At 41.7% G+C, this 23,074-nt stretch carries 10 protein-coding genes; 8 read left to right on the top strand and 2 right to left on the bottom strand.

The features are described 5' to 3' along the window. Window positions 1–16 precede the first annotated feature (16 nt). Window positions 17–1,036: a LacI family DNA-binding transcriptional regulator gene (locus ACFOWS_RS12720; protein WP_366585250.1), complete on the bottom strand. Its 1,020-nt coding sequence runs from the start codon at window positions 1,034–1,036 to the stop codon at window positions 17–19. Between the two features lie 374 nt (window positions 1,037–1,410). Between ACFOWS_RS12720 and ACFOWS_RS12715 the strand changes: the two genes are divergently transcribed. The 8 genes from ACFOWS_RS12715 (at window position 1,411) to ACFOWS_RS12680 (ending at window position 19,344) form a co-directional block, all read left to right on the top strand. After that, a complete protein-coding gene (locus ACFOWS_RS12715; protein WP_379765092.1) occupies window positions 1,411–4,530 on the top strand; it encodes a SusC/RagA family TonB-linked outer membrane protein in 3,120 nt (1,039 codons plus the stop codon). A gap of 18 nt (window positions 4,531–4,548) precedes the next feature. Then, window positions 4,549–6,159: a RagB/SusD family nutrient uptake outer membrane protein gene (locus tag ACFOWS_RS12710; RefSeq protein WP_379765090.1), complete on the top strand. Its 1,611-nt coding sequence runs from the start codon at window positions 4,549–4,551 to the stop codon at window positions 6,157–6,159. Between the two features lie 203 nt (window positions 6,160–6,362). Beyond that, complete coding sequence (locus ACFOWS_RS12705) at window positions 6,363–9,662, top strand: VCBS repeat-containing protein (protein WP_379765088.1); 3,300 nt, start codon at window positions 6,363–6,365, stop codon at window positions 9,660–9,662. After that, complete coding sequence (locus ACFOWS_RS12700) at window positions 9,659–13,000, top strand: VCBS repeat-containing protein (RefSeq protein WP_379765086.1); 3,342 nt, start codon at window positions 9,659–9,661, stop codon at window positions 12,998–13,000. Before ACFOWS_RS12705 ends, ACFOWS_RS12700 begins: the two co-directional genes overlap by 4 nt. Beyond that, complete coding sequence (locus ACFOWS_RS12695) at window positions 12,993–16,232, top strand: VCBS repeat-containing protein (RefSeq protein WP_379765084.1); 3,240 nt, start codon at window positions 12,993–12,995, stop codon at window positions 16,230–16,232. Before ACFOWS_RS12700 ends, ACFOWS_RS12695 begins: the two co-directional genes overlap by 8 nt. 4 nt (window positions 16,233–16,236) lie before the next feature. Beyond that, complete coding sequence (locus tag ACFOWS_RS12690) at window positions 16,237–17,571, top strand: vanadium-dependent haloperoxidase (RefSeq protein WP_379765082.1); 1,335 nt, start codon at window positions 16,237–16,239, stop codon at window positions 17,569–17,571. A gap of 22 nt (window positions 17,572–17,593) precedes the next feature. After that, window positions 17,594–18,484, top strand: a complete 891-nt coding sequence (locus ACFOWS_RS12685) for a GyrI-like domain-containing protein (RefSeq protein ID WP_379765080.1) — start codon at window positions 17,594–17,596, stop codon at window positions 18,482–18,484. 2 nt (window positions 18,485–18,486) lie between these two features. Then, a complete protein-coding gene (locus ACFOWS_RS12680; RefSeq protein WP_379765078.1) occupies window positions 18,487–19,344 on the top strand; it encodes a hypothetical protein in 858 nt (285 codons plus the stop codon). Here the strand turns inward: ACFOWS_RS12680 and ACFOWS_RS12675 are convergent. Further along, window positions 19,341–23,054: a metallophosphoesterase gene (locus ACFOWS_RS12675; RefSeq protein WP_379765076.1), complete on the bottom strand. Its 3,714-nt coding sequence runs from the start codon at window positions 23,052–23,054 to the stop codon at window positions 19,341–19,343. The genes ACFOWS_RS12680 and ACFOWS_RS12675 overlap by 4 nt on opposite strands. Window positions 23,055–23,074 lie beyond the last annotated feature (20 nt).

Genomic DNA, 23,074 nt, shown 5'->3' with positions numbered 1-23,074 from the left:
TAAGGATAGTATAAACTTAATGAAATATGGAGTCCCTTACTACCAAGGTAGGTTCCAAAATCTTGGTCTGGAAGGTTTCCTCTTCTTCTTTTTCTCCCTCTACCTTGTCTATCAACATTTGTGCGGATATTTCTCCCATTTTTTCCCCATGTTGGGCCACTACTGTTAAGCTGGGATAGGCATATTTCGATAAAAACCCATCTGTAAAGCCTATAAATGAGATATCTTCTGGTATCTTAAGACCCTTCTCTTGGGCCAAACGCATACTGTAGACAGCAAAAATCTCATTGACACATAGAACGGCATCTACATCTTGGTGGCCCTCGAAAAAATCCTTAATCCCTTTTTCATCCATTTCCATGGTGGGAAGTTTCAGTATTCTAGATTCGTCAACGCCCAAACCACTATCTGTCAACGCTTTTTTATATCCCATGGTACGGGCTTTGCTCACACTTAAGTAGTCATCGGTAGTGATCAAGGCTATTTTTTTTCTGCCTTGTTCTATGAGTTTTTGTGTGGCCCTATATGCCCCGAGTTCATCATCAATGACTACTTTGTCACACTCTATCTCATTGGTAATTCGATCAAAAAGCACCACAGGAATACCTTGTTCCGTAACCTCCTTTAAATGGTTATAGTCACCTTTTTGCTGGGTTTCTGAGGATAAAGACATGATAAATCCATCGATACTTCCGTTAGCCAACATCTCCATATTGATTACCTCCTTGTCAAAGGATTCTTCTGAAAGACATACAATTACATTATATCCTCTGGCATTTGCGTATTTCTCGATCCCCCGAATGACAGTGGTAAAGAAATGATGAACAATATCGGGAATGACCACCCCAATATTCTTGGTCCTTTTGTTTTTGAGGCTAATAGCAATATTGTTGGGCTTGTAATTATAGAGTTTTGCAAAAGCCTGGACTTTTTCCTTGGTATCCCTACTAATTTCCTCACTGTTTTTTAATGCTTTTGAGACAGTGGAAATGGATACCTCAAGCTCTCTTGCTATATCTTTTAATGTAATCTTCACTTTGTGTTGGTGCTAATTTGGTTCAAAAAATGAGTTAGGAATTTACATAATAAAGAAAAGGGGGTAGGCCAAAATATGCTTTTTAACAAAATCAATACTGAAGTTCGAAAAAACTCTTATTAAAACGTTAATAGGTACTAAAGAATAAAAATACTATATTAGTGGTAAAATTGCACTTTTCTCATTTATTTGCTTTTATTTTATGATATAAGTGTTATACACACATTAATTTTGTCAACCTTCTACAGATACAAAGTTATTAACACGAAACCGTTTTCGCTCTATGTTGCGATATGCTTAAATTTAGATTAACATTTTTTTTATATATGTTTAACACTTGAATTGAAATTAACTAAACTTAAAATTAACTATTTATGAAGATTACGCTACTTAGAAGCTTTTTGCTGCTGGGAGCATTTTTATGCTTTGGTTTGGTGAAAGCTCAAACAGTATCTGGTACTGTTTCGGATGCAACCGGACCTCTTCCGGGGGCAAGCGTATTGGTTAAAGGAACAACCAATGGTACGCAAACCGATTTTGATGGTAATTACACATTGGATGGTGTTGGTGACTCAGCCACCCTTGTGTTCAGTTACATTGGATACAAAACCGTTGAGGTTGCCGTTAATGACAGATCTACCATTAACATTACCTTGGAGGAAGATGCTCAAGCATTGGATGAAGTAGTAATTATTGGTTATGGCCAAACCACCATTAAGGATGCAACGGGTGCCGTAGCCGCAGTTACCTCTGAAGATTTTAACGGAGGTGTCATTGCTTCGCCAGAACAATTGATTCAAGGTAAGACCGCTGGTGTACAGATCACGCAGGCCAGTGGTGCACCTGGAGATGGAGTTGCTATTAGAATTAGGGGTACAAATTCCGTGCGATCGAACAACAATCCACTTTTTGTGGTGGATGGAGTTCCGCTTTCAGGCGCAGATACATCTCCCTCAAGTGGTAACACGGGTCTTGGTACATCCACTTCTTCAAATCCTTTGAACTTCTTGAACCCTAATGACATAGAAAGTATCAGTGTACTTAAAGATGCCTCTGCAACTGCCATTTACGGTTCTCGTGGTGCTAATGGTGTTGTAATCATTACTACCAAAACCGGAAGGGGAAGTCAAGGTGGTGTTTTTGAATTTTCCTCCAACCTAAGTATTTCAACTCCAGCCAATGAATATGATTTGTTGGGCAGAGAGGAATTCTTGGATGCTGTAGAACAGTTTGGTGGTGATAGAGATGCACAAGATTTTGGAAATAACACAGACTGGCAAGATTATGTCACCCGCACAGTTGCTTCCCAAAATCAAAACCTTTCCTATTCCCATAATTATGGAAAAGGAAACGTTAGAGCCACTTTTGGATATGGAAAACAGTTTGGTGTTATTGAGAACTCTGATTTGGAAAGGATCACCGGGCGTATCAACGCTACACACCGATTTTTGGATGACAACTTGACCCTAAACTTTCAAGGTACCATCTCTAGGGTAAATGAACAAAGAGCACCATTAAGTGGTAGTGCTGGGTTTAATGGAGATTTATTGGGTGCGGCATATTCAGCCAACCCAACTTGGCCAACTAATGCAGATTTCTCTGCAGCTGGTGGACTTTTAAGCCCTGCCACCTTATTGGAAGAGGTAAGTACAACAAGTAATGTGAACCGTTTGTTATTGAATGGTTCTATTGAATACAAGTTCACTCCAGAATTAACTGGTAAAATCAACTTGGGTTATGATAAATCAGATGGTGAAACCTTAGGGCTTACCACAAGAGATGCTATCAACGCGGGAAGAAACGTTCAAGGTAATGGACGTGGCAACTTCAATACTTTGGACTTGGAAAACCGACTTGTAGAAGCAACCTTGAACTATAGAAAAGAATTTGATAATTCTTATATCGACGCTATAGTTGGTTATTCCTTCCAAGATTTTGGTACCAGTGGACGAAATGTTGAAGGTTTTGGATTCTCCTCCTCTGATTTCAGTGTCATGGAGACTGACTTAAAAGCATCCGTTAACACTACTCAAGCTCAAATAGATGGACCGTTCCAACAATTTGGTTACGACGAAAGATCCAGCAACATTATAGTAAACAGGCTTCTACCACAAGTAGTTGCCGCCGATCCAGTTCCTAGCGGCCAGTCTACACGTTCTGTCAGAGCAATTGCCGCAGATACTTTTGACAACACAGATGAGTTGCAATCGTTCTTTGCTAGGGTTAACTATACATTAATGGACAAGTACTTGTTTACCGCGACAGTTAGAGCTGATGGTTCATCCCGTTTCGGTGGAAACAACCAATATGGATATTTCCCATCTGCAGCCTTTGCTTGGAAAATCAATGAAGAAGACTTTATGGGCGACACGTTCTCTACCCTTAAATTGAGATTGGGTGCTGGTATTACTGGTAACCAAGAAGGGCTTGGTTATGGACAGTTCATCAGAAGAGAGCGATTTGGATCACCGTCCATCAATGATAACGGAGAATTTGTTCCACCGGGAATTTCCCCTGTTACCTTTGCAAACCCAGATTTGAAATGGGAGGAAACATTGGATTTCAACGTAGGTGTCGACTTCGGTTTCAATGCTGACAAAGTATCTGGTAGTATCAACGTTTATCGCAAGCAAACTACAGACCTATTGTTGAACATTGAAGCAGCTCAACCATCTCCTCAACCACGTTTCTTCCAAAACTTGGATGCAACTTTGATCAACCAAGGGGTTGAATTTGAAATGAATGTGGATTGGGTAGCAACAGAGGATGTAAACTTTAGCACTTCCTTTAACGTAGCTTACAACGAAAACGAACTACAGGATTTTGACGGCCAGATTCCTTCTGGTACCATTCGAGGGCAAGGCCTTTCGCTGGCATTTGCACAGATTTTGGCTGGAGACCGCCCGTTGTTCTCCTACTTCCTTAGGGAGTTTGGTGGATTTGATGAAAATGGATTGCCCATTGGCGACGTTCAAAGCTTTGTAGGAGAAGACGCACTTCCTGATGTGAATGCTGGTTTATCCTTAAACTTTGGTTACAAGAATTGGGATGCTTCAGCATATTTCGCAGGTCAATTTGGTTTCTCCGTATACAACAATACCAGGAACGCATTCTTTACCGCAGGTTCTATTGGTAATGCCAGAAACGTTACACCAGATGTTTTAACCAGTGGTGAAAGTAATTTAGCTTCTGCCCCAGTTTCCACAAGATTCTTGGAAAAAGGAGACTTTATTAGAATGCAGAACGCATCCATTGGCTATACTGTGCCTCTAAGTGGTGACGGAGCCCTTAAAAGCCTTAGATTGTCAGTTACAGGTCAGAACCTGTTCTTGATTACAGATTATAGTGGTTTGGACCCGGAGGTCAGTGTACAGCCCGGTACTTCAAACAACGGAGTTAATGATTTGCTAAATGGTATCCCAACAGCTGGAATTGATTACACAGCATTCCCCAGACCTAGAACCATAACCTTTGGCCTAAACGCTACTTTCTAAGAAAAAAAATTGAAGACAATGAAAAGAAATCGATTTAAACTATTTGCGCTTACTGCGTTAAGCATAGTGCTCGCAATTTCCTGTACAAACTTGGAAATTGAGGAGACAGACTCAAACTTCCCCGAGGATACCGGAGAGGGATTCTCAGGGGTTGGTGATCCTGCCAGTCAGGTAGATGGTCTTTACAATGACCTTAACGGACATTTTGGAGATCAAGCCAATTATTTTGCCCTTACTGAGGTTTCTACTGATGAACAATTGGTTCCTACAAGGGGTACGGACTGGGGTGATAACGGTATTTGGAGAACCTTGCACCAGCACACCTGGGATGCATCACACCAATACATCCTGAATACCTGGAACAATTTTAACCAAAATGTGTTCAGGGCGTCAGAAGTTATTGACTCCAGAAGTAATTCACCCGCTATAGTTCAAGCCGAAGCTCAATTTATTAGAGCTTTGAGCATGTGGGTCATCATGGATCTTTATGGACAAGTTCCCTTTAGGGAAGTGGATGAAGGACCGGAAATCAATCCAAGAGTTCTGACTAGATCCGAAGCTTTGGATTTCGTAATCACCGATTTGGAAGCAGCCATTACAGGTTTACCCTCTGCTGCCGCACCAAGTGGGGATGCTAACAAGCGAGCCACCAAAGCCGCTGCTCGATTCTTACTGGCCCGTGTTCTTTTGAACAAGCACATCTACAATGGCTCTGGTTCTCCAGAATCCGCTGATATGGCCCGTGTAATTTCCTTAGTGGACGAAATTGCTGCGGAAGGCTACGAATTGCAAGCAGGTTATTTTGATATTTTCCGGGAAGCTTCTGATACCGAAACCATTTGGTGGTTGGAAACTTCAGTTGGTAACCGAATTTTCAACGGACTACACTACAATTCTACCGAATTGGGTGGCGGTGGCTGGAACGGTTTCAGTACACTCGCAGAGTTCTACGACATGTTCGAGGGAGATCCCAACAGCAACAGAGGTGAATTGGACGGCACACCATTGGACGGTCAAGAAGAGCGTCGTGGTTGGGTTCCTTCAGGAGGTACTCCTTTCACAGATGTTGAAGATACCAAAGATGACAATGACGATGGTTTTGAAGATGGTTCCAACGTTGGTTTTGGATTCCTCATTGGTCAACAATATGCCATTAATGGTGCTCCTTTAAAGGACAGACCTGGGAACAATCTTGCGTTTACAAAAGATTTCCCTGGATTGGTGGGCAACAACGAGAGAACAGGTATCCGTGTACAAAAATACGGTGCTAGATATGGAGAGTTCCGTGGCCATGAAATCATTTTTCGATATGCCGATGCCCATCTAATGAAGGCTGAAGCAATGATGCGTAGCGGTGGAGATCCTACCGCAATGGTCAATGAGCTTAGAACACTTAGGGGTGCCACTCCACTCGGTACTGTTTCAGAAGCTGATCTTTTGGCAGAAAGAGGAAGAGAGCTATATGTTGAGTTTGTAAGACGAGGTGACATGATTCGTTTTGGGCAATTTACCAGAGATTGGGAGTTTAAAGACCCATCTTCTGTTGGAGATGACACAAAACTATTGTACCCAATTCCAAACAACGCTTTGCTTTCCAATCCCAACTTGGTACAAAACCCAGGATACTAAGCAAAACAAAGTTTAGGTTGTTTATACATAATGAAAGACCGCCCAAGGGCGGTCTTTTCTTATACTATACCATGGTATATCACAAAACCTAAGTTTTCCATTTATTAGCTGACCTTTAACCTATCATTAATCAAACATTAATCATTTTCACTTCTGATTTTGTTACGGAAATGCCTATTTTGAAACCGCTTTTGATACATGAAATGAGAGGATTACGTTTGTTGATTTTTGGGGGAATTTTACTGATTTACGGCTGTTCTAAAAACGAACCTAAAACCCTTTTTGTTCAAAAGAAGTCATCCCAAACTGGAATTACGTTTGCCAACAATCTAACGCAGACTCCCCAGCTCAACATTCTAAATTATCTTTATTTCTATAACGGTGCTGGAGTCGCCTCCGCCGATTTCAATGGTGATGGTCTGGTAGATCTATACTTTACATCCAATCAAGAAGCGGATAGGTTATATCTTAACAAGGGGAACTTTAAGTTTCAAGATGTCAGTCAAGCTGCTCATATTAATAATGATTCTGGATGGACCACTGGTGTAACCCATGTTGACATCAACAATGATGGGCTTCTTGATATTTATGTCTGCAAAGTGGGGGACCACGGCCCTATACGAGGTCATAATCTACTCTATATCAATAAAGGCAGTGATAAAAATGGTGTCCCCAGATTTGAAGAGCAGGCCAAAACATATGGACTTGATTTCATTGGATATTCCACACAAGCCGCCTTTTTTGATTATGATTTGGATGGAGATCTTGATATGTACCTCCTAAATCACTCTGTAAATCCTAACCGCTCCTACGGAAAAGGTGCAAAACGAAAAATGATAGATTCCATGTCTGGCGACATTCTTTTTAGGAATGATGATGGCTATTTTGTAAATGCCTCCAAAGAAGCTGGTATTTTTCAAGGCTCCATAGGCTATGGCCTTGGGCTGGCCATCAGTGACATCAACAATGACGGTTACCCAGACATCTACGTGGGTAACGACTTTTTTGAAAATGACTATCTCTATATCAATCAAAAAGATGGGACATTTACAGAAGTTATTTCCCAAGATGGCTCAAAAATGGGGCACACCACACATTTCTCCATGGGAAATGACATCGCTGATGTCAACAATGATGGTTTGGCCGATATTCTATCTCTAGATATGCTCCCAGAAGATTTGGAAACCTACAAAACCTCCGGGTTGGAATACGCTTACCCCGTATATCGACAATACCTTAAAAATGGATTTGCCCCACAATACATGCAAAATGCCTTGCACCTGAACTTGGACGGTGAAAATTTTGGGGAAGTTGCCAACCTAAGTGGCATCAATGCTACAGAGTGGTCTTGGGGAGCACTTTTCGCGGATTTTGACAATGACGGGTTCAAAGATCTCTTTATTTCCAATGGAATTCAAGGAGTTACCAATGACATGGACTTCATCAATTACATTTCCAATGACGAAATTCAAAAAAACATTGCTTCCGGCCTGTCCGACAAGGACATGGAGCTAATTGATCGCTTGCCCAGCAAAAAAGTCCCCAATTACTTTTACAAAAATAACGGAGGTGTCACTTTTTCTGATGTAACGCATACTTGGAGTAATAAAACCCCCTCTTACAGCAATGGCTGCACCTATGCCGACCTCGACAATGATGGCGATTTGGATTTGGTGGTGAATAACGTAAACGATGAGGCATTTGTGCTTGAAAACACCCTATCCGAAGGAAATTTTGTCAAAATAGTATTACAGGGAACACCAAAAAACAGATTTGGTATTGGTGCAAAAACCATTCTCTACCAAAAGAACTACAAAGCCGTTCAAGAAAATATAACCACAAGAGGTTTCCTGTCTGCCAAGGAAAACCCATTAAATTTTGGTATTGGCAAAGACAGCATAGTAGATTCCATTCAAGTTGTTTGGCCTAATGGAAGGTTTGAGACCTTGAGGCACGTCCCAGCCAATGAGACTTTGGTAGTATCGGCCAAAAATGCATCGGGCAATTATTATGCGGATCTTCCTACCAAAAATCAATCTCAATTTTCTACCGTTTCAAACATTTTGAATTTTGCCCATAACGAGCGGCCCTCTCTGGATTTTGATAGAAATCCCTTGGTTCCTTTCGCCTATTCCAATGAAGGACCTTCGGCATCTGTTGGGGATGTCAATAACGATGGAGTGGGTGATATTTTTATTGGAGGGGCAAAAATGCAACCCTCCCAATTATTTGTTGGTGATGCCAATGGTTCCTATTCCGAGCATCAAACAGAATTGTTTGCTAAAGACGCTATCGCCGAAGATATTGACCATGCCTTTTTTGATGCGGACAATGATGGTGATATGGACTTAATTGTGGTCAGCGGTGGCAACGAATTTACCGGAGGCATGCCTTTGCAACCTAGGCTTTATATGAATCAGAATGGCACCTTTACCAAAAAAGAAGGACTATTTACACAGATTGAGGTAAATGCCTCAAAAGTAGACACTGTTGACATTGACAATGATGGTGACCTGGATATTTGTATTGCTTCCAATGCTGCCCCCACCAAATTTGGTGAAGTTCCAAGGCAATATGTCCTAAGGAATGATGGAAACTTCAAATTCACCAATATTACCGCTTCTTGGGGCCCAGAATTTGAGACCATCGGAAACATTCGAGATTTTATTTGGACAGATTTAGATGGTAATGGACTTAAAGATTTAGTGGTTGCAGGACACTGGACCCCCATCACCATTTTCCTCAACAATGGCAAAAAATTGGTAAAACAAGCCAAAAACGGTCTTGAAAATACAAATGGCTGGTGGAATTGTATAAAAATGGCCGATTTAGACCATGACGGTGACCTGGATATTCTGGCTGGAAATTGGGGATTGAATACAAAATTTAGGGCTTCCCAAGACAAACCTATAACTGTATACATCAATGATTTTGATGGTAACGGTTCCATTGAGACCGTGGTTACCTATTTCCATGGCGATAAAGAAACAGCATTTTCATCCAAGGATGAACTCGCCAAACAAATGCCCTTCCTCAATAAAAAATTCCTCTTTTACAAAGATTTCGCCAAGGCCTCTTTGGAAGAACTTTTTGGCAAGGAAAATTTGGAGAACGCTGTCAAAAGAAAAGTGTATAGGCTGGAGACTTCCTATTTTGAAAATGATGGTGATGGCAATTTCTCCAGTAGAGAACTCCCACTGATGGCGCAGTCCTCCACCGTGAACGATATCTACATCGATAATAATGACGAAAAAAAGATTAATGAAATATTAATGGTCGGGAATAATTTTGAGATAAGCACCCAACTTGGTAGATTAGACGCTTCGCATGGGTTAGTATTACAAAGTGATGAACACGGCGCCATTTATTGGAAAGAAAACTTGAACATTTCCGGGGCCGCCCGTAGTATTGAAAAAATAAAACGAAATGGGAACGAAGAACTCATCATCACACTGAACAATGATTCTCCCGTTTTTCTAATCAAAAAACAGAACACCAAATGAGATTAAGAGCTGTAATCCTATGCCTTATTTTGATTCACTGGGGTTGTACCGATAAGGAATCCAAAGAATCAACGGAAGAAAATGTTGAAACACTCTTCACCTTGCTAACACCTGAAGAAACGGGAGTTGAATTTGTTAATGCGGTTGAGAATCAAAAGAACTTCAATATTTTCAAGTACCGGAACTTTTACAATGGTGGTGGTGTTGCTATCGGCGATATCAACAACGATGGTCTTTCGGACATTTATCTAACCGGGAACATGGTGGAAAACCGTCTGTATTTGAACAAAGGTGATTTTAAATTTGAGGATATTTCCGAAAGTGCTGGTGTAACAGGAAACAAACCATGGTCTACCGGCGTGGTTATGGTGGATATCAACCAAGATGGGTTGTTGGACATCTACGTTTGCAATGCTGGAAATATGGAAGGGAATAACCATGACAACGACCTCTACATTAACAATGGCGACCTAACTTTTACCGAAAGGGCCGAAGAGTTTAATTTGGCCAAAACAGGGTTCACTACCCACGCCTCATTCTTCGATTATGACAAAGACGGCGATTTGGATGCTTACATCCTAAATAATAGCAACATTCCGGTGAGCAGTCTTGGGTATGCCGAACAACGTGAAGTTCGTGCACAAGACTGGGAAGGTGTTCCCGATATTTTTAAAGGGGTTGGTGACATGCTCTTGCGCAATGATAACGGCAAATTCGTCGATGTAAGTGAAGATGCTGGTATTTATGGAAGTTTGATCGGGTTTGGCTTGGGCGTCATGGTCACCGATTTTAATGGCGATTTGTATCCAGATATCTACGTTTCCAATGATTTTTATGAGCGGGATTATCTGTACATCAACCAAAAAGATGGAACCTTTAAAGAGGAAATTAAGAAATGGACCTCACACCTGAGCCTTTCTGCGATGGGAATAGATATTGCTGACATTAACAACGATGGGCATAACGATATTTTCATCACCGATATGCTTCCAGAAGAAGAGCGTCGGGTAAAATCTGTCATGGAATTTGAGGGGTATACTGTTTTCAATCTCAAGCAAAGTAAAGATTTCGGCCAGCAGTACATTCAGAACACCTTGCAGCTCAACAATGGAAATGGCACATTTTCGGAAGTGGCTTATTATAGCGGAGTGGATGCCACAGACTGGAGTTGGGCGGGGTTACTATTTGATATGGACAACGATGGCCTAAAGGATATTTTCATTACCAATGGCATTAACCATGACCTTACCGATTTGGATTTTGTGGACTTTTTTGCCAATGAAATTGTTCAAAAAATGGCCCTTACGGGTAAAAAGGAATCCATTGATTCCATCATCAATAAAATGCCGGTAAAGCCACAGCCTAATTATGCTTATAAAAACAATGGGGATATTTCCTTTAAAAATGCCAACAAGGAATGGGGTTTTGAACTGCCCACACGTTCCAATGGGGCAGCTTACGGCGATTTGGACAATGATGGAGACCTGGATTTGGTCATCAACAATGTAAATACAGAGACTTTTATCTATAAAAACAACGCCGATACCCAATTGAACAACAACTATATTCAATTGAATTTCAAAGGGCCAAAAACCAATCCATTTGGTGTAGGTGCATTGGTTCAGTTTTACTTTGATGACAACATCATCAACCAAGAAATGATTCCGTCCAGAGGCTTCCAGTCCTCCATGGAATACGGGATGACCATTGGTCTCGGAGCATCGAAAACATTGGATTCCATCCGTGTGATCTGGCCCGATGACCAAACCCAAAAGCTTGAAAATGTACAAGCCAACCAGCGCATTACGGTAAACTATGATGAAGCATCGGAAAAATATGTCCCTGTCAAAAAACAAAGTCAAAAATCATACCTGTCCGAAGTGAATACTGGAACGGTAGTGTCTCACGAAGAGGACAATTACAATGATTTTGATTACGAAGGCCTTATCTATCAAAAGCTCTCCCAAGAAGGCCCTTCCCTTGCGGTGGCAGACATTAATGGCGATGGACATGAGGACTTTTTTATAGGGGGAGCCCGAAATCAGCCGGGAACCATCTATCTGCACAACGGAAATGGAAGAATCTCCCAAAAAACATCATCCGCTTTTGAAGAGGATAGAGCTTTTGAGGATGTAGCGGCCGCATTTTTTGATGCTGATGGTGATGGTAATCTGGATTTAATGGTAGGCTCCGGTGGTAACAACGTTAGCGAGCAACGAAATTACATTCCACGCTTGTACCTCAATGATGGAACAGGAAATTTCAATAAATCGCAAAGTCAGCTGCCATCAACCTTCAAAAATATTTCTACCATAGCCCCTTATGATTTTGACAATGATGGCGATATGGATGTCTTTATCGGCTCCCGAAGTGTTGTTGGGGTGTATGGCATATCTCCAGATCATCTTTTCTTGGAAAATATGGGTGATGGCACTTTTAATGATGTGACAGAGCGATTGGGGTATGACCTAAAAGATGCTGGGATGGTAACTGATTCCAAATGGGTGGACATTGATGGGGATTCAAAGAAGGATCTTATCGTCACGTCGGAGTGGGATACCCCAAAAATCTATAAAAATACAGGCAGAAGACTTGCAAAAATGTCCTCGTCCTTGGACAGTCTCTACGGATGGTGGAACACTGTGGAAACTGCCGATTTGGATAACGATGGGGATATGGATTTGATTTTGGGCAATCAGGGTTTGAACCTCCATTACAAACCCACTAAAGAAAACCCCATGAAACTGTGGATAAATGATTACGATAATAACGGAACCATTGAACAGATTGCCACATTGGGGCAAGATGGTAGGGATTATCCCATCCATCAAAAAAGGGAACTTACCGAACAATTGCCCGGTCTAAAAAAGCAAAATCTCAAAGCTTCCGACTATGCACAAAGAACCATCCACGAATTGTTTTCGGAAGAATTGGTGAATAATGCCATTGTAAAAAAGGTGGAGACTTCGGCCTCGGTAATCGCCATTAATGAAGGTGGTGGCAAATTCACTATCAAAAACCTTCCTCCCAGGGTTCAACTTTCCTGCGTATGCGATATAACCTGTACCGACGTGAACAAGGACGGCAACTTGGATTTGATCATGGCCGGCAATAATTTTGAATTCAAACCACAGTTTTCGAGACTAGATGCCAGTTACGGCAATCTTTTGTTGGGCGATGGAAATCTTGGGTTCACTTGGCAAGAGTATGATGTAAGTGGTTTTAAGGTGAAGGATGAGGTAAAACACATGGAACAGTTTAAGGACAAAAGTGGAAAAACCTTTGTAATTGTGGCCATCAATAACAGCAAACCAAAGATTTTTGCCATTGATGAATAAGTTCTACATAGTAATTTTGGCTGTACTCTTCCTTGCGGGTTGCAAGAAAGAAGGCAGCCTTTTTGAAAACCCTTCAGCCGAAAAGACCGGGGTGGACTTCACCAATACCTTGACTTCAACAGAAGATCTAAGCATTTTGGACTATCTCTATTTTTACAATGGTGGTGGGGTTTCGCTTGGCGACATCAACAATGATGGACTCCCAGATGTTTTCTTTACTGGAAATCAGGTGAAAAACAAGCTGTATCTCAACAAAGGCGGCCTAAAATTTGAAGATATTTCCACTTCCGCAGGAATTGAGGGCAATAGTAGCTGGAACACCGGAACAACGATGGCTGATGTAAACGGCGACGGTCTTTTGGATATCTACGTTTGTGCCGTGGTGGGCATTAATGGGTTCAATGGGTTCAACGAACTCTATATCAACAACGGAAACAACACCTTTACCGAAAGTGCGGCCCAATATGGACTCGATTTTGATTCCTATAGCTCCAACGCTGCTTTTTTTGATTATGATCTGGACGGAGACTTGGATCTATACCTCCTGAACCATGCCGTACACACCCAAAACTCGTTTGGACGATTTGACCTGCGGTTTGAACGCAGATATGAAACAGGTGACAAATTACTTCGTAATGATGGTGGTAGATTTGTGGACGTAAGCGAGGAAGCGGGCATTTATGGTGGTATAAATGGATACGGCCTTGGTTTGGCCATTGCAGATTTTAATCAAGATGGATACCCAGATATCTATGTGGGCAATGACTTTCACGAAGATGATTACTACTATTTAAATAACGGCGATGGTACATTCACCGAGAGTTTGAAAAAATATTTTGGGCACACCACCCGGTTTTCCATGGGTAATGATGTCACCGACATCAACAACGATGGCCGTCCAGACCTTATTTCTTTGGATATGCTGCCCGAAGATGAAGTGGCCCTGAAATCTTCTGAAGGTGATGACAATATACAAACGCAAAAGCTCCGGGTAGACCGTTTTGGATATCACTATCAGTTTACCCGAAACATGCTCTTTGTGAACCAACCCGATGGTAATTTCATGGAAACCGCCCTAATGAGCGGTATTGCAGCAACGGATTGGAGTTGGAGCGCCTTGTTTGGAGACTATGACCTGGATGGCACACAAGACCTTTTTATTTCAAATGGAATTCCAAAACGGCCTAATGACCTCGATTTCATAAAGTTTGTCTCCAGTGATGAAATCCGGAAAAAGATAGACAACACCAAACTTGTTGATGAAGAGGCGATCAACCTAATGCCTTCTGGAAATGTACACAACTATGTTTTCCAAGGGAGCAAAGATCTAAAATTCAAGGATAAATCCGATGACTGGATCACTAGAGACACGTTGATTTCCGGGGCTACGGCCATGGCTGATTTGGACAATGATGGTGACCTGGATTTGGTCACCAACAACATCAACCAACCCGCTTCGTTGTACATCAATAAAGCTTCAAAAAGAGGGAACTACCTAAAATTGAAGTTTAAATTCTCCCAAAAAAATACATTTGGAATTGGAACCAAAGTGTATTCGTATCAAAATGGCGGACTTCAATTTAAAGAATTGTTCCCAACGCGAGGTTTCCAGGCTTCCTCCGAACCCATGATTCATTTTGGATTCGGCTCCCTTCAAAAAGTGGATTCCCTCAAAATTGTTTGGCCAGATAGGACCTATCAAATCTTAAAAGATGTAACTACCAACCAAACCCTTACAATTTCACCTGAAAATGTAAAGCCATTCGATTACAACTTATTACACAAGAATCGTAAAAATCTTTTTGAAGCGGTCCCGAACAATCTGGGTATCGACTTCACCCATGTGGAGGACAATTACACTGATTTTAATCGGGAAAAGCTGATTCCATACCAAGTTTCCGATAGAGGGCCTGCGCTGGCTTTGGGCGACCTCAACAGCGATGGAAAAGAGGATATTTTCATAGGCGGATCAAAATTCATCCCTTCTAAAATTTACCTCCAGCAAGACACTGTTTTTGTCGGTCAACGTTTTGACGGCATTGCCAAAGATTCCATTAAAGAAGATATTTCTGCGGCTATTGCTGATTTTAACAACGACACGAAAAATGATTTGTTCGTAGCTACTGGCGGAGGCGATTTCTTTGGTGAATCAAATGCCCTTTTGGAAAGCTACTACGTTCAGCAAGATTCTGGCTTTTCAACCGTGGCATTGCCCCAATTTTTTCAGAATGCTTCTGTCGTGAAAACCCACGATTTTGACAACGATGGGGATTTGGATCTATTTGTGGGAGGTCATACCATAACTGCCAAGTTTGGTGCTCCGGCCACATCCTACGTATTGGAGAACAACAATGGGAATTTCTCTGTTTTTAAAGGATTTGAACCCTTCTCAGAAGGAATGGTGACAGACGCTATCTGGGATGATTTTAACGGTGATGGTGTTACAGATTTGGTTTTGGTGGGAGAATGGATGTCACCCAAATTCCTTCAATATAAAAATGGGGTGTTCAGTGAAGCCCATTCTTTGGGATTAAACGGCCTATGGCAAAGTATCGCTACTTTTGATATAGACGGAGATGGTGACAAGGATTATCTTTTGGGAAATTGGGGAACCAACTCAAAGTTTAGGGCATCCAAAGAGTATCCGATGAAGTTGTTTTTTAATGACTTTGACAACAACGGTCAAACTGAGACCATAACCGCCCTTGAAAAAAATGGCGAATACTATCCGCTGGAATCATTGGATGGGCTTTCATCACAGTTAGTATATTTAAGAAAGGAATTTACAACCTACAGGTCCTTTGCCGGAAAAACCATGGAAGAACTGTTTGGAAAGGAAGTCTTGGATAAGTCAACACTTTTGGAAGTAAATACCCTTGAATCTGGGTATTTAAAAAATGATGATGGCAAGTTCACCTTTGTTCCGTTCAAGAGCGAACTCCAAGTTTCGCCCATATTGGAATTTTTGGTTGATGATTTTGATGGAGACGGCACCCAAGAAGTACTGATGGGCGGTAATTTTTTTGGAGTAAAACCGTACCATGGACGATTGGACTCCTTTCCCGGGGCCCTTCTGAAAAATGAAAATGAAATACTTTTGGGAAATACGCTAGGCCTTGATTTCACCAAGAAGTCAGTAAGGCATTTAAGCACATTAACCTTTAAGGGCAAAACGTATATCCTTGCCATTTTTAATAACGATAAAGTACAAGTCTATAGCATAAATAAGTAAGATCATGAAAGAAAGAATTAGTTTACTGGTAACAGTACTGTTGGTTTTTATTTCCTGTCAAAAAAAGCAGGAGCCCATAACCATATCGCCCGAAGATTATCATAAATCGGTGGACAAAGTAATCGAGGTCATGATCCATGATATCTTTTCACCTCCTGTAGCAAGTCGAATTTTTGCCTATCCCAATATTGCAGCGTATGAAATCATCGCTAAAAAAGATGACGGGTACAAATCGTTGGCGGGGCAAATTCATGAATTAGGGGAAATTCCAAATCCCAAAACGGATGAAAACATCAATTATGAAATGGCCGCTCTGGTGGCGCATATGGATTTGAGCCGAAAGCTGATTTTCTCTGAAGACAGGGTAAAAGCCTTCCGTGACAGCTTATACACGCTATGGGCCGATAAAAATGAGCCTGTTTTCAACGCGTCCAAGGAATACGGCCTCGAGGTTGCCGATTTTATAGCCGCTTGGATGGATAAAGACAATTACAAGCAGACGCGCACCATGCCAAAGTTTACTGTAAATACAGAAGACCCTTCGCGCTGGCAACCCACTCCTCCCGCATACATGAGTGGTCTTGAACCCCATTGGAGCGAAATACGCCCTTTTGCCATTGATTCTTCCGAACAGTTCAAACCTATACCCCCACCCGAATTTTCCATGGAAGAAGATTCGCCCTTCTACAAAGAATTGATGGAAGTGTATGAGGTAAGAAAAAGTATGGTCGGCAAAGGTGATAAATCCGAAGAAATTGCCATTGCCCAATTCTGGGATTGTAACCCCTATGTATCCGTGACCAGGGGACATCTGATGTTCGCCACAAAAAAAATCACCCCGGGGGCGCATTGGATTGGCATTACCAAAATAGCAAGTAGAAAAGACAATGCGGATTTTGCCAGAACGGTCTATGCCTATACCAAAACTTCAATTGCGATTGCCGATGCATTTATTAGCTGCTGGGACGAAAAATACAGAAGTAATCTCATCCGCCCAGAGACCTTGATCAACGAGTATATTGATGATAGTTGGGAACCCGTATTGCAAACCCCTCCCTTCCCGGAATATACCAGTGGTCATAGTGTTGTATCAGGTGCGGCCTCCACCGCCCTCACCGATATTTTTGGTGATAACTTTTCCTTTGATGATGATACAGAAGTACCCTACGGTTTGCCGGTTCGCTCCTTCACATCCTTTAAGCAAGCTGCGGATGAAGCGGCCATAAGCAGAATGTATGGTGGTATCCATTATCGAGCGGCCATAGAGGTAGGTGTAAAGCAAGGTCGGGATTTAGGAGAATATATTGTGAATAAACTTGATATGACGACTAAAGGGTAATTACCTATTTTTGCCATCTGCTATGAGAAAAATATCTATACTGGTCTTAACATTGGTAGTGATCGCCATCTTTTGGTATCTTTTTCTAAAACCACAAGATTATCAGGTAAGTTTTAAGGCAAAAGCTCTTCCTGGTACCGTATTTGAAACCGTTAAGGCATGGAATAAGACTCTGGACAGTGTAGTTCCGGTGCAATTTGAAACCTTGGAAGACTTTTCGCAAACCATCGTTACAGGTGATTCTCTGCACACCTATCAATGGAACATCACCAAAGTGCACGATTCGTTGAGTCAGGTTGACGTAAATATCAAGGACAAGGATCATTCCCTGATGAATAAAATCAAAATACCATTTTCGGATACCGATTTTGAGAAGGGATCAAGAAAAACACTCTTGGATTTCAACCAGTTCTTGAAGGAACACCTTGAAAAGTTCAAAGTCTCCATTGTGGGAGAAGAAGAGCTTTTCTCCACATTTTGCGCTTGTGTCCCTTTGACCAACGAACCCGGTGAAAAAGCTGGAGGAATTATGGCCAATTATACGTATCTAAGTTCCACGATTTTTGAAAATGGCGTTGAACCCAATGGCCCACCTTTTTTAGAAGTGGAGGAATGGGATTTAAAATCCAATTCATTATCCTATAATTTCTGCTTTCCTATTGTCCGTTCAGAAAAATTACCGATGAATCCAAGCATAAAATATAAAAGGATTTTCAATAAACCGGCACTTAAGGCCATCTACAATGGCAACTATGTAACTTCGGACAGGGCTTGGTATGCCCTTGTAAACTATGCTGAAGAAAACAATATTCCAATAGAAAAGAAACCTATTGAAGTCTTCTTCAACAACCCTAACATGGGAGGCAATGAAATGGAATGGACAACTGAAGTGTACATGCCGATAAAAGAATAGAAATGAATCGGTTTTTCCTCTTCTTGATTTTAGTAGTTGCCCAAGCATGTGCCCAAAAAACCCATTATGGTAAATTGAGTCATTTGGGGGACTTCCCTTCAAAGCTTAAAGAAGTATCGGGAATGGCCATTCATAGTGGTGATATTTGGGTTGTTGAGGATAGTGGCAATAAAGACAAAATCTATAAAATTGACCAAAAGGGGAGTATCACCAAAAGCCTTAAGATTGACCACGCCAAAAATGAGGATTGGGAAGATTTGGCCATGGACATAGAAGGCAATCTCTACATCGGTGATTTTGGCAACAATGCTAACCGTAGAAAAAATCTGACCATTTATAGGGTTTCAAGGGCACAGTTGAAGAAAAAAGAACCCAACGCTGAAAAAATTGAGTTCCGTTACCCTGAACAGAAAGATTTTCCGCCCCAAAAAGATAGTTTGCTCTTTGATACCGAGGGTTTTTTCCATTGGAAAGACCACTTGTACATTTTCACGAAGAATCGCACACGGCCTTATAGTGGAGAAACTTTAATTTATCGGGTTCCAGATGAAGAAGGCGAATACGATGCAGAATTGTTAGGATCCATAACGCTTTGTAAAAGTCAAGACCATTGTTCGGTGACAGGCGCAGATATTTCAGCTGATGGAAAAACCATCGCCCTTCTGGGATATGGCTTTATTTTTTTGGTGACCGACTTTGAATTGCCAAATTTTGATTCTGCTTCTATCCAAATCATTGATTTTGATAGCAACACACAGACGGAGTCCATTGGCTTTTTGAATGAAAAAACACTCTTGATTGCCGACGAAAAAAATAAAACAACTGGAGGGGGTAAGCTTTACTCTTATTCCATCGATTAAAATCCAAATCCTACCCCAAAAGCAAACCGAAGGCCATCGACACTATTGAAGAGTCCGAAATTGGCTGTAAGTATGTCAACTCCGTTCACAAAAAACCCGCCTCCATATGAATTGTGCCATTGATTGGAATCCTCGCCCGGAAACCACACGCGACCATAGTCAAAACCGCCATAAATCCCTGGGGTTACAGGCAACAATCCCGTTTGTGTTCGCCTAAAACTATAGCGTAGGTCCGAGCTTTGGTAAAATGCAGTTTTCCCGGTAAAACGTTGAAAACGAAAACCTCTTAACCCATTATTTCCTCCAATACTAGCGGCTTGATAGAACTCAAAATCATCTCCAATATTAATGTGCCCCTTTACTTTGGTCGCCAAGACCAACCTACCATTGGAACACAATCTATGATTCACGGAAAGGCTGGGTATCATATACCCAAACGATCTGCCAGATTCCGTAAGATTGGTTTTATACCCCCCGAGCAATCCAAAACTCATTCCCAAAGTGGGAAAAGCTTCATTATCTGTATTTGAATAGCTGTACTCCGCATCCACACCAAAGAAGTTTAGGTGTTGTTCTTCTCCATTTGCCAAAAAGAAGTCATTGATGAACCTATCCTCAGTAGCTTCAACCTCAATATCCTCATATGAAACCCCAACCCGAACCTTGGAACCCAAGTAACCACGCCAAACCAACGAGGGAGCAAATTGCAATGTTCGTAACTTTACTCTATTATAATCGAGTCCTAAGGGCTCGTCATCGTCATTGTTTTCAGTTTCATTGCCAAAACCAAAAAAGTTTAGGGTGAAATTTGGACTCGTAAACCGAGCTTGAATCTCAAGATTTACCTTATTGGTCACATTGGCAAATTCACCTTTGTACCCGAAATCAAATCCCGCTGTGGCAAAGTAATATGCCGCGTTAAAAGTGTGCTGCTGGGTAAAAGGATTTTGCCGGAAAGCATTGTAGGTGTAAGTATCGGTCAACCCGATTCTAAAACCGTCATCTGGATTGAAACCAATGGTTGGCAGCAATTGGTTGTTGCTCGCCTTGATCTTTAAAAACTCATAGGTGTTGGTCTCATAGTCGTTCAACCGATGGATTTTTCCTCCAAAGGCCTCATCATACGTATTCTTTTTGGTCTTAAAATCATAAACAAAAGTTTTCTTGGATTCCTCACCAATCTTGTAGACATCATTGTTCTGGCCACCCACAATCCTGATTTTTATCTTGGATGTCTGGGCGTGAACCTCAAAAACATCGTCGTCATCCAGACCATACACCCAAATTTCTTTGGTGTATTTGGGGTCATAGACTTTCTGAAAGAAAATATCAGCCTTTTCGCCTCCTTTGATTCGGTATCCCGTTACCTCAAGGCCACCATCGGTAAGCGAATTAATGCTAAAATAATCATCTTTGTCCGTTCCAGTGATCACGCTGTACTTGTTAAGAACAGCGAAATATTCCCGAGCGGTTTCCACCAAATTTTCTTTTCTGGCCAACAAGATATTTTTGATGTCGTCAACCGTTTTATCCCGCACTTCTTCTGGGAAAGCAGTGAAAGCATCATCGATGGCAGTCTCATTAATGTGTTGTTGAATGAACTTGGCCTGGTCCACCCAAATTTGCATATCAGTTTCAGAGAGAAGGGCCATATCCAATGCAAAGGTTCTTGGTGAAGATGAAAATCCTTTTACGCTACGAATCTCATCATGAAAACCTTCAAAAATCCGAAGGGAGGGCACTGACCTTGAACCGAATTGCATAATCAACCCATCACCCCAACGGGAAAACACTTGGTCTCTGTCTCTTGGAATAGGTTTGTAAATTTTAGTGCCATCCTCGCTTTTAAACTCAGCCCATCGCCATTGATCTACATGGCGGTCCCAATCGCCCAAAAGAATATCGAACAAACGGGCCTTTACATATTCTCGCTGGTCGATTTTAAATTCCTCATCTTTCCTTAACTTATTGATAAGGTCATAGGTGCTTTCAATTTTCTTGGTCTTTCCAAAGCTTTCAAGATCATCATGACCTTCGGATACATGTTCCTCAATCATATAAAGACCATCGCCGAAATCGGTATTGAAATCCCCTAAAACAGATTGTTTGGGTATGTAATACAACTTTGGGTTGGTATGGTAAATATCAACGGCATCGGATAATTTGGCAATGGTGAACGGGGCGTACGGGTGAGCACCGGTGTAGAGGTCCAACAACAGGTTTTCAGTGTAAGTATCTTCAAACTGACCAATAATGTACTGGTCTTGAAAAGCGATAGCCTGAAGGTATCGCTCAGCACTTTTGCGTAGACCGCGCATTACATATTCCCTACCCTCACTATCTGCCAATCGCAAGGAATTGGATTGGTTTCCTCCTCCCTTTCGCACCACGGTAAGTCCACCAAAGAGCGTATCCAAACGAACTGTAGGCGCCTTTACCTTGGTGGCATAATATTTTCTATAGCGCTCCCCCCATAACCATTTATGAAATCCACTTTTATCAATTTCCTCCTCAGTGTAGACGGAAGCATCCTTGAACGGCGGGAAATCATCCGGTAGCGACGTCTTTAGTGTAGACCTATCGGGTGGAAGGACCTCAGAGGTATAAAGTGGAGTGTCGTCAGATGCATCCGCCCCATAAAAACTGACGCTGGACGACCCATCCTTGAACACTTTCAACACTGCAAAACCCATTTGTCCCGTGGAGAACTTGCTGCCATTCAATAATCGGGTAGCACCTGTTTTGGCCCCGGCTCCACTTACAATCTGTGGTTTTCCGGATTCCACAATATATTGAAGGGTATGCTCATGCCCTGAAGCAAAAATGACCTTATCTGAATATTGCGAGAGGGTTAAAATTCGCTTTCTGAGTTCATTGTATTTTTTGTTGGATAAATCTTCAATGGTAACCCCAGCTGTCCTTCTTAGCAAATTGGCCACAGTACCCAAAACCGGAAGTGGAACTCCACCACCACTAGGATAAATGTGTTGCTTAAAAGAGAATTGCCCTCCGTGCGAACCATAAGTGAACATGGGGTGGTGCAAAGCAATGATGATGGTCTTGTCCAGATTCTTCTTGATTTCGCTTTCCAACTCCTCAAAAAAGCGTCCGCGATCTTTAATCTCACATTTATCATTCATGGTAGGATGCTTGTCCCAATCAGTGAGGTACCACTCCGTGTCAATGGTGAGCAGCAAAATGCTGTCACTGATTTCAATGTCTTCGATAGGACAACCATTATCGGGAAGGAAAACATCTTTACTGTCCAGTGCGTCTTGGATGTATTTTTCTTCCCGTTCCAGTCCTTTCAAACCATCACTGTACCAATCATGGTTTCCCGGCAGAAATACCGTTCTTCCTTGAAAGGATTCCACCGTACTTAATTGGGCGTTTAAATAGTGTTTTGATAATTCATGTCCTTCAGGATCATCATCTTCATCCGGAAAACCGGCAGGGTAGATATTGTCTCCCAAAAAAATGGCAGTACTGTTGGCATCAGCCTTGGCTAAAACTGATTTAAACTTTTTTAAAGCAGGGTTTAATTCCCCCGCTGGGGACAAACCGGCGTCCCCAATTAAATAGAAAGTGTGCTCAACTTCCTTGGTGTCAAAAGTATTGGGAGTGCTTGGGGAATCTGCATATTTTGCCTCATAGGTTGCACATCCGTAGACCATTGCCAACAAGAGGATGAACATGTAATGTTTCTTCATAAGCAGATGAGGTTGACTCC

The sequence above is a fragment of the Flagellimonas marina genome (assembly GCF_042651185.1).
GTDB classification, from domain to species: Bacteria; Bacteroidota; Bacteroidia; order Flavobacteriales; family Flavobacteriaceae; genus Flagellimonas; species Flagellimonas marina.
This window is presented reverse-complemented; position numbering and strand designations above follow the sequence as displayed.

Bases quoted from the DNA above. Each gene is read 5' to 3' on its own strand.
- ACFOWS_RS12715 (WP_379765092.1), top strand. From the start codon at position 1,411: ATGAAGATTACGCTACTTAGAAGCTTTTTGCTGCTGGGAGCATTTTTA.
- ACFOWS_RS12710 (WP_379765090.1), top strand. From the start codon at position 4,549: ATGAAAAGAAATCGATTTAAACTATTTGCGCTTACTGCGTTAAGCATA.
- ACFOWS_RS12705 (WP_379765088.1), top strand. From the start codon at position 6,363: ATGAGAGGATTACGTTTGTTGATTTTTGGGGGAATTTTACTGATTTAC.
- ACFOWS_RS12700 (WP_379765086.1), top strand. From the start codon at position 9,659: ATGAGATTAAGAGCTGTAATCCTATGCCTTATTTTGATTCACTGGGGT.
- ACFOWS_RS12695 (WP_379765084.1), top strand. From the start codon at position 12,993: ATGAATAAGTTCTACATAGTAATTTTGGCTGTACTCTTCCTTGCGGGT.
- ACFOWS_RS12690 (WP_379765082.1), top strand. From the start codon at position 16,237: ATGAAAGAAAGAATTAGTTTACTGGTAACAGTACTGTTGGTTTTTATT.
- ACFOWS_RS12685 (WP_379765080.1), top strand. From the start codon at position 17,594: ATGAGAAAAATATCTATACTGGTCTTAACATTGGTAGTGATCGCCATC.
- ACFOWS_RS12680 (WP_379765078.1), top strand. From the start codon at position 18,487: ATGAATCGGTTTTTCCTCTTCTTGATTTTAGTAGTTGCCCAAGCATGT.
- ACFOWS_RS12675 (WP_379765076.1), bottom strand. From the start codon at position 23,054: ATGAAGAAACATTACATGTTCATCCTCTTGTTGGCAATGGTCTACGGA.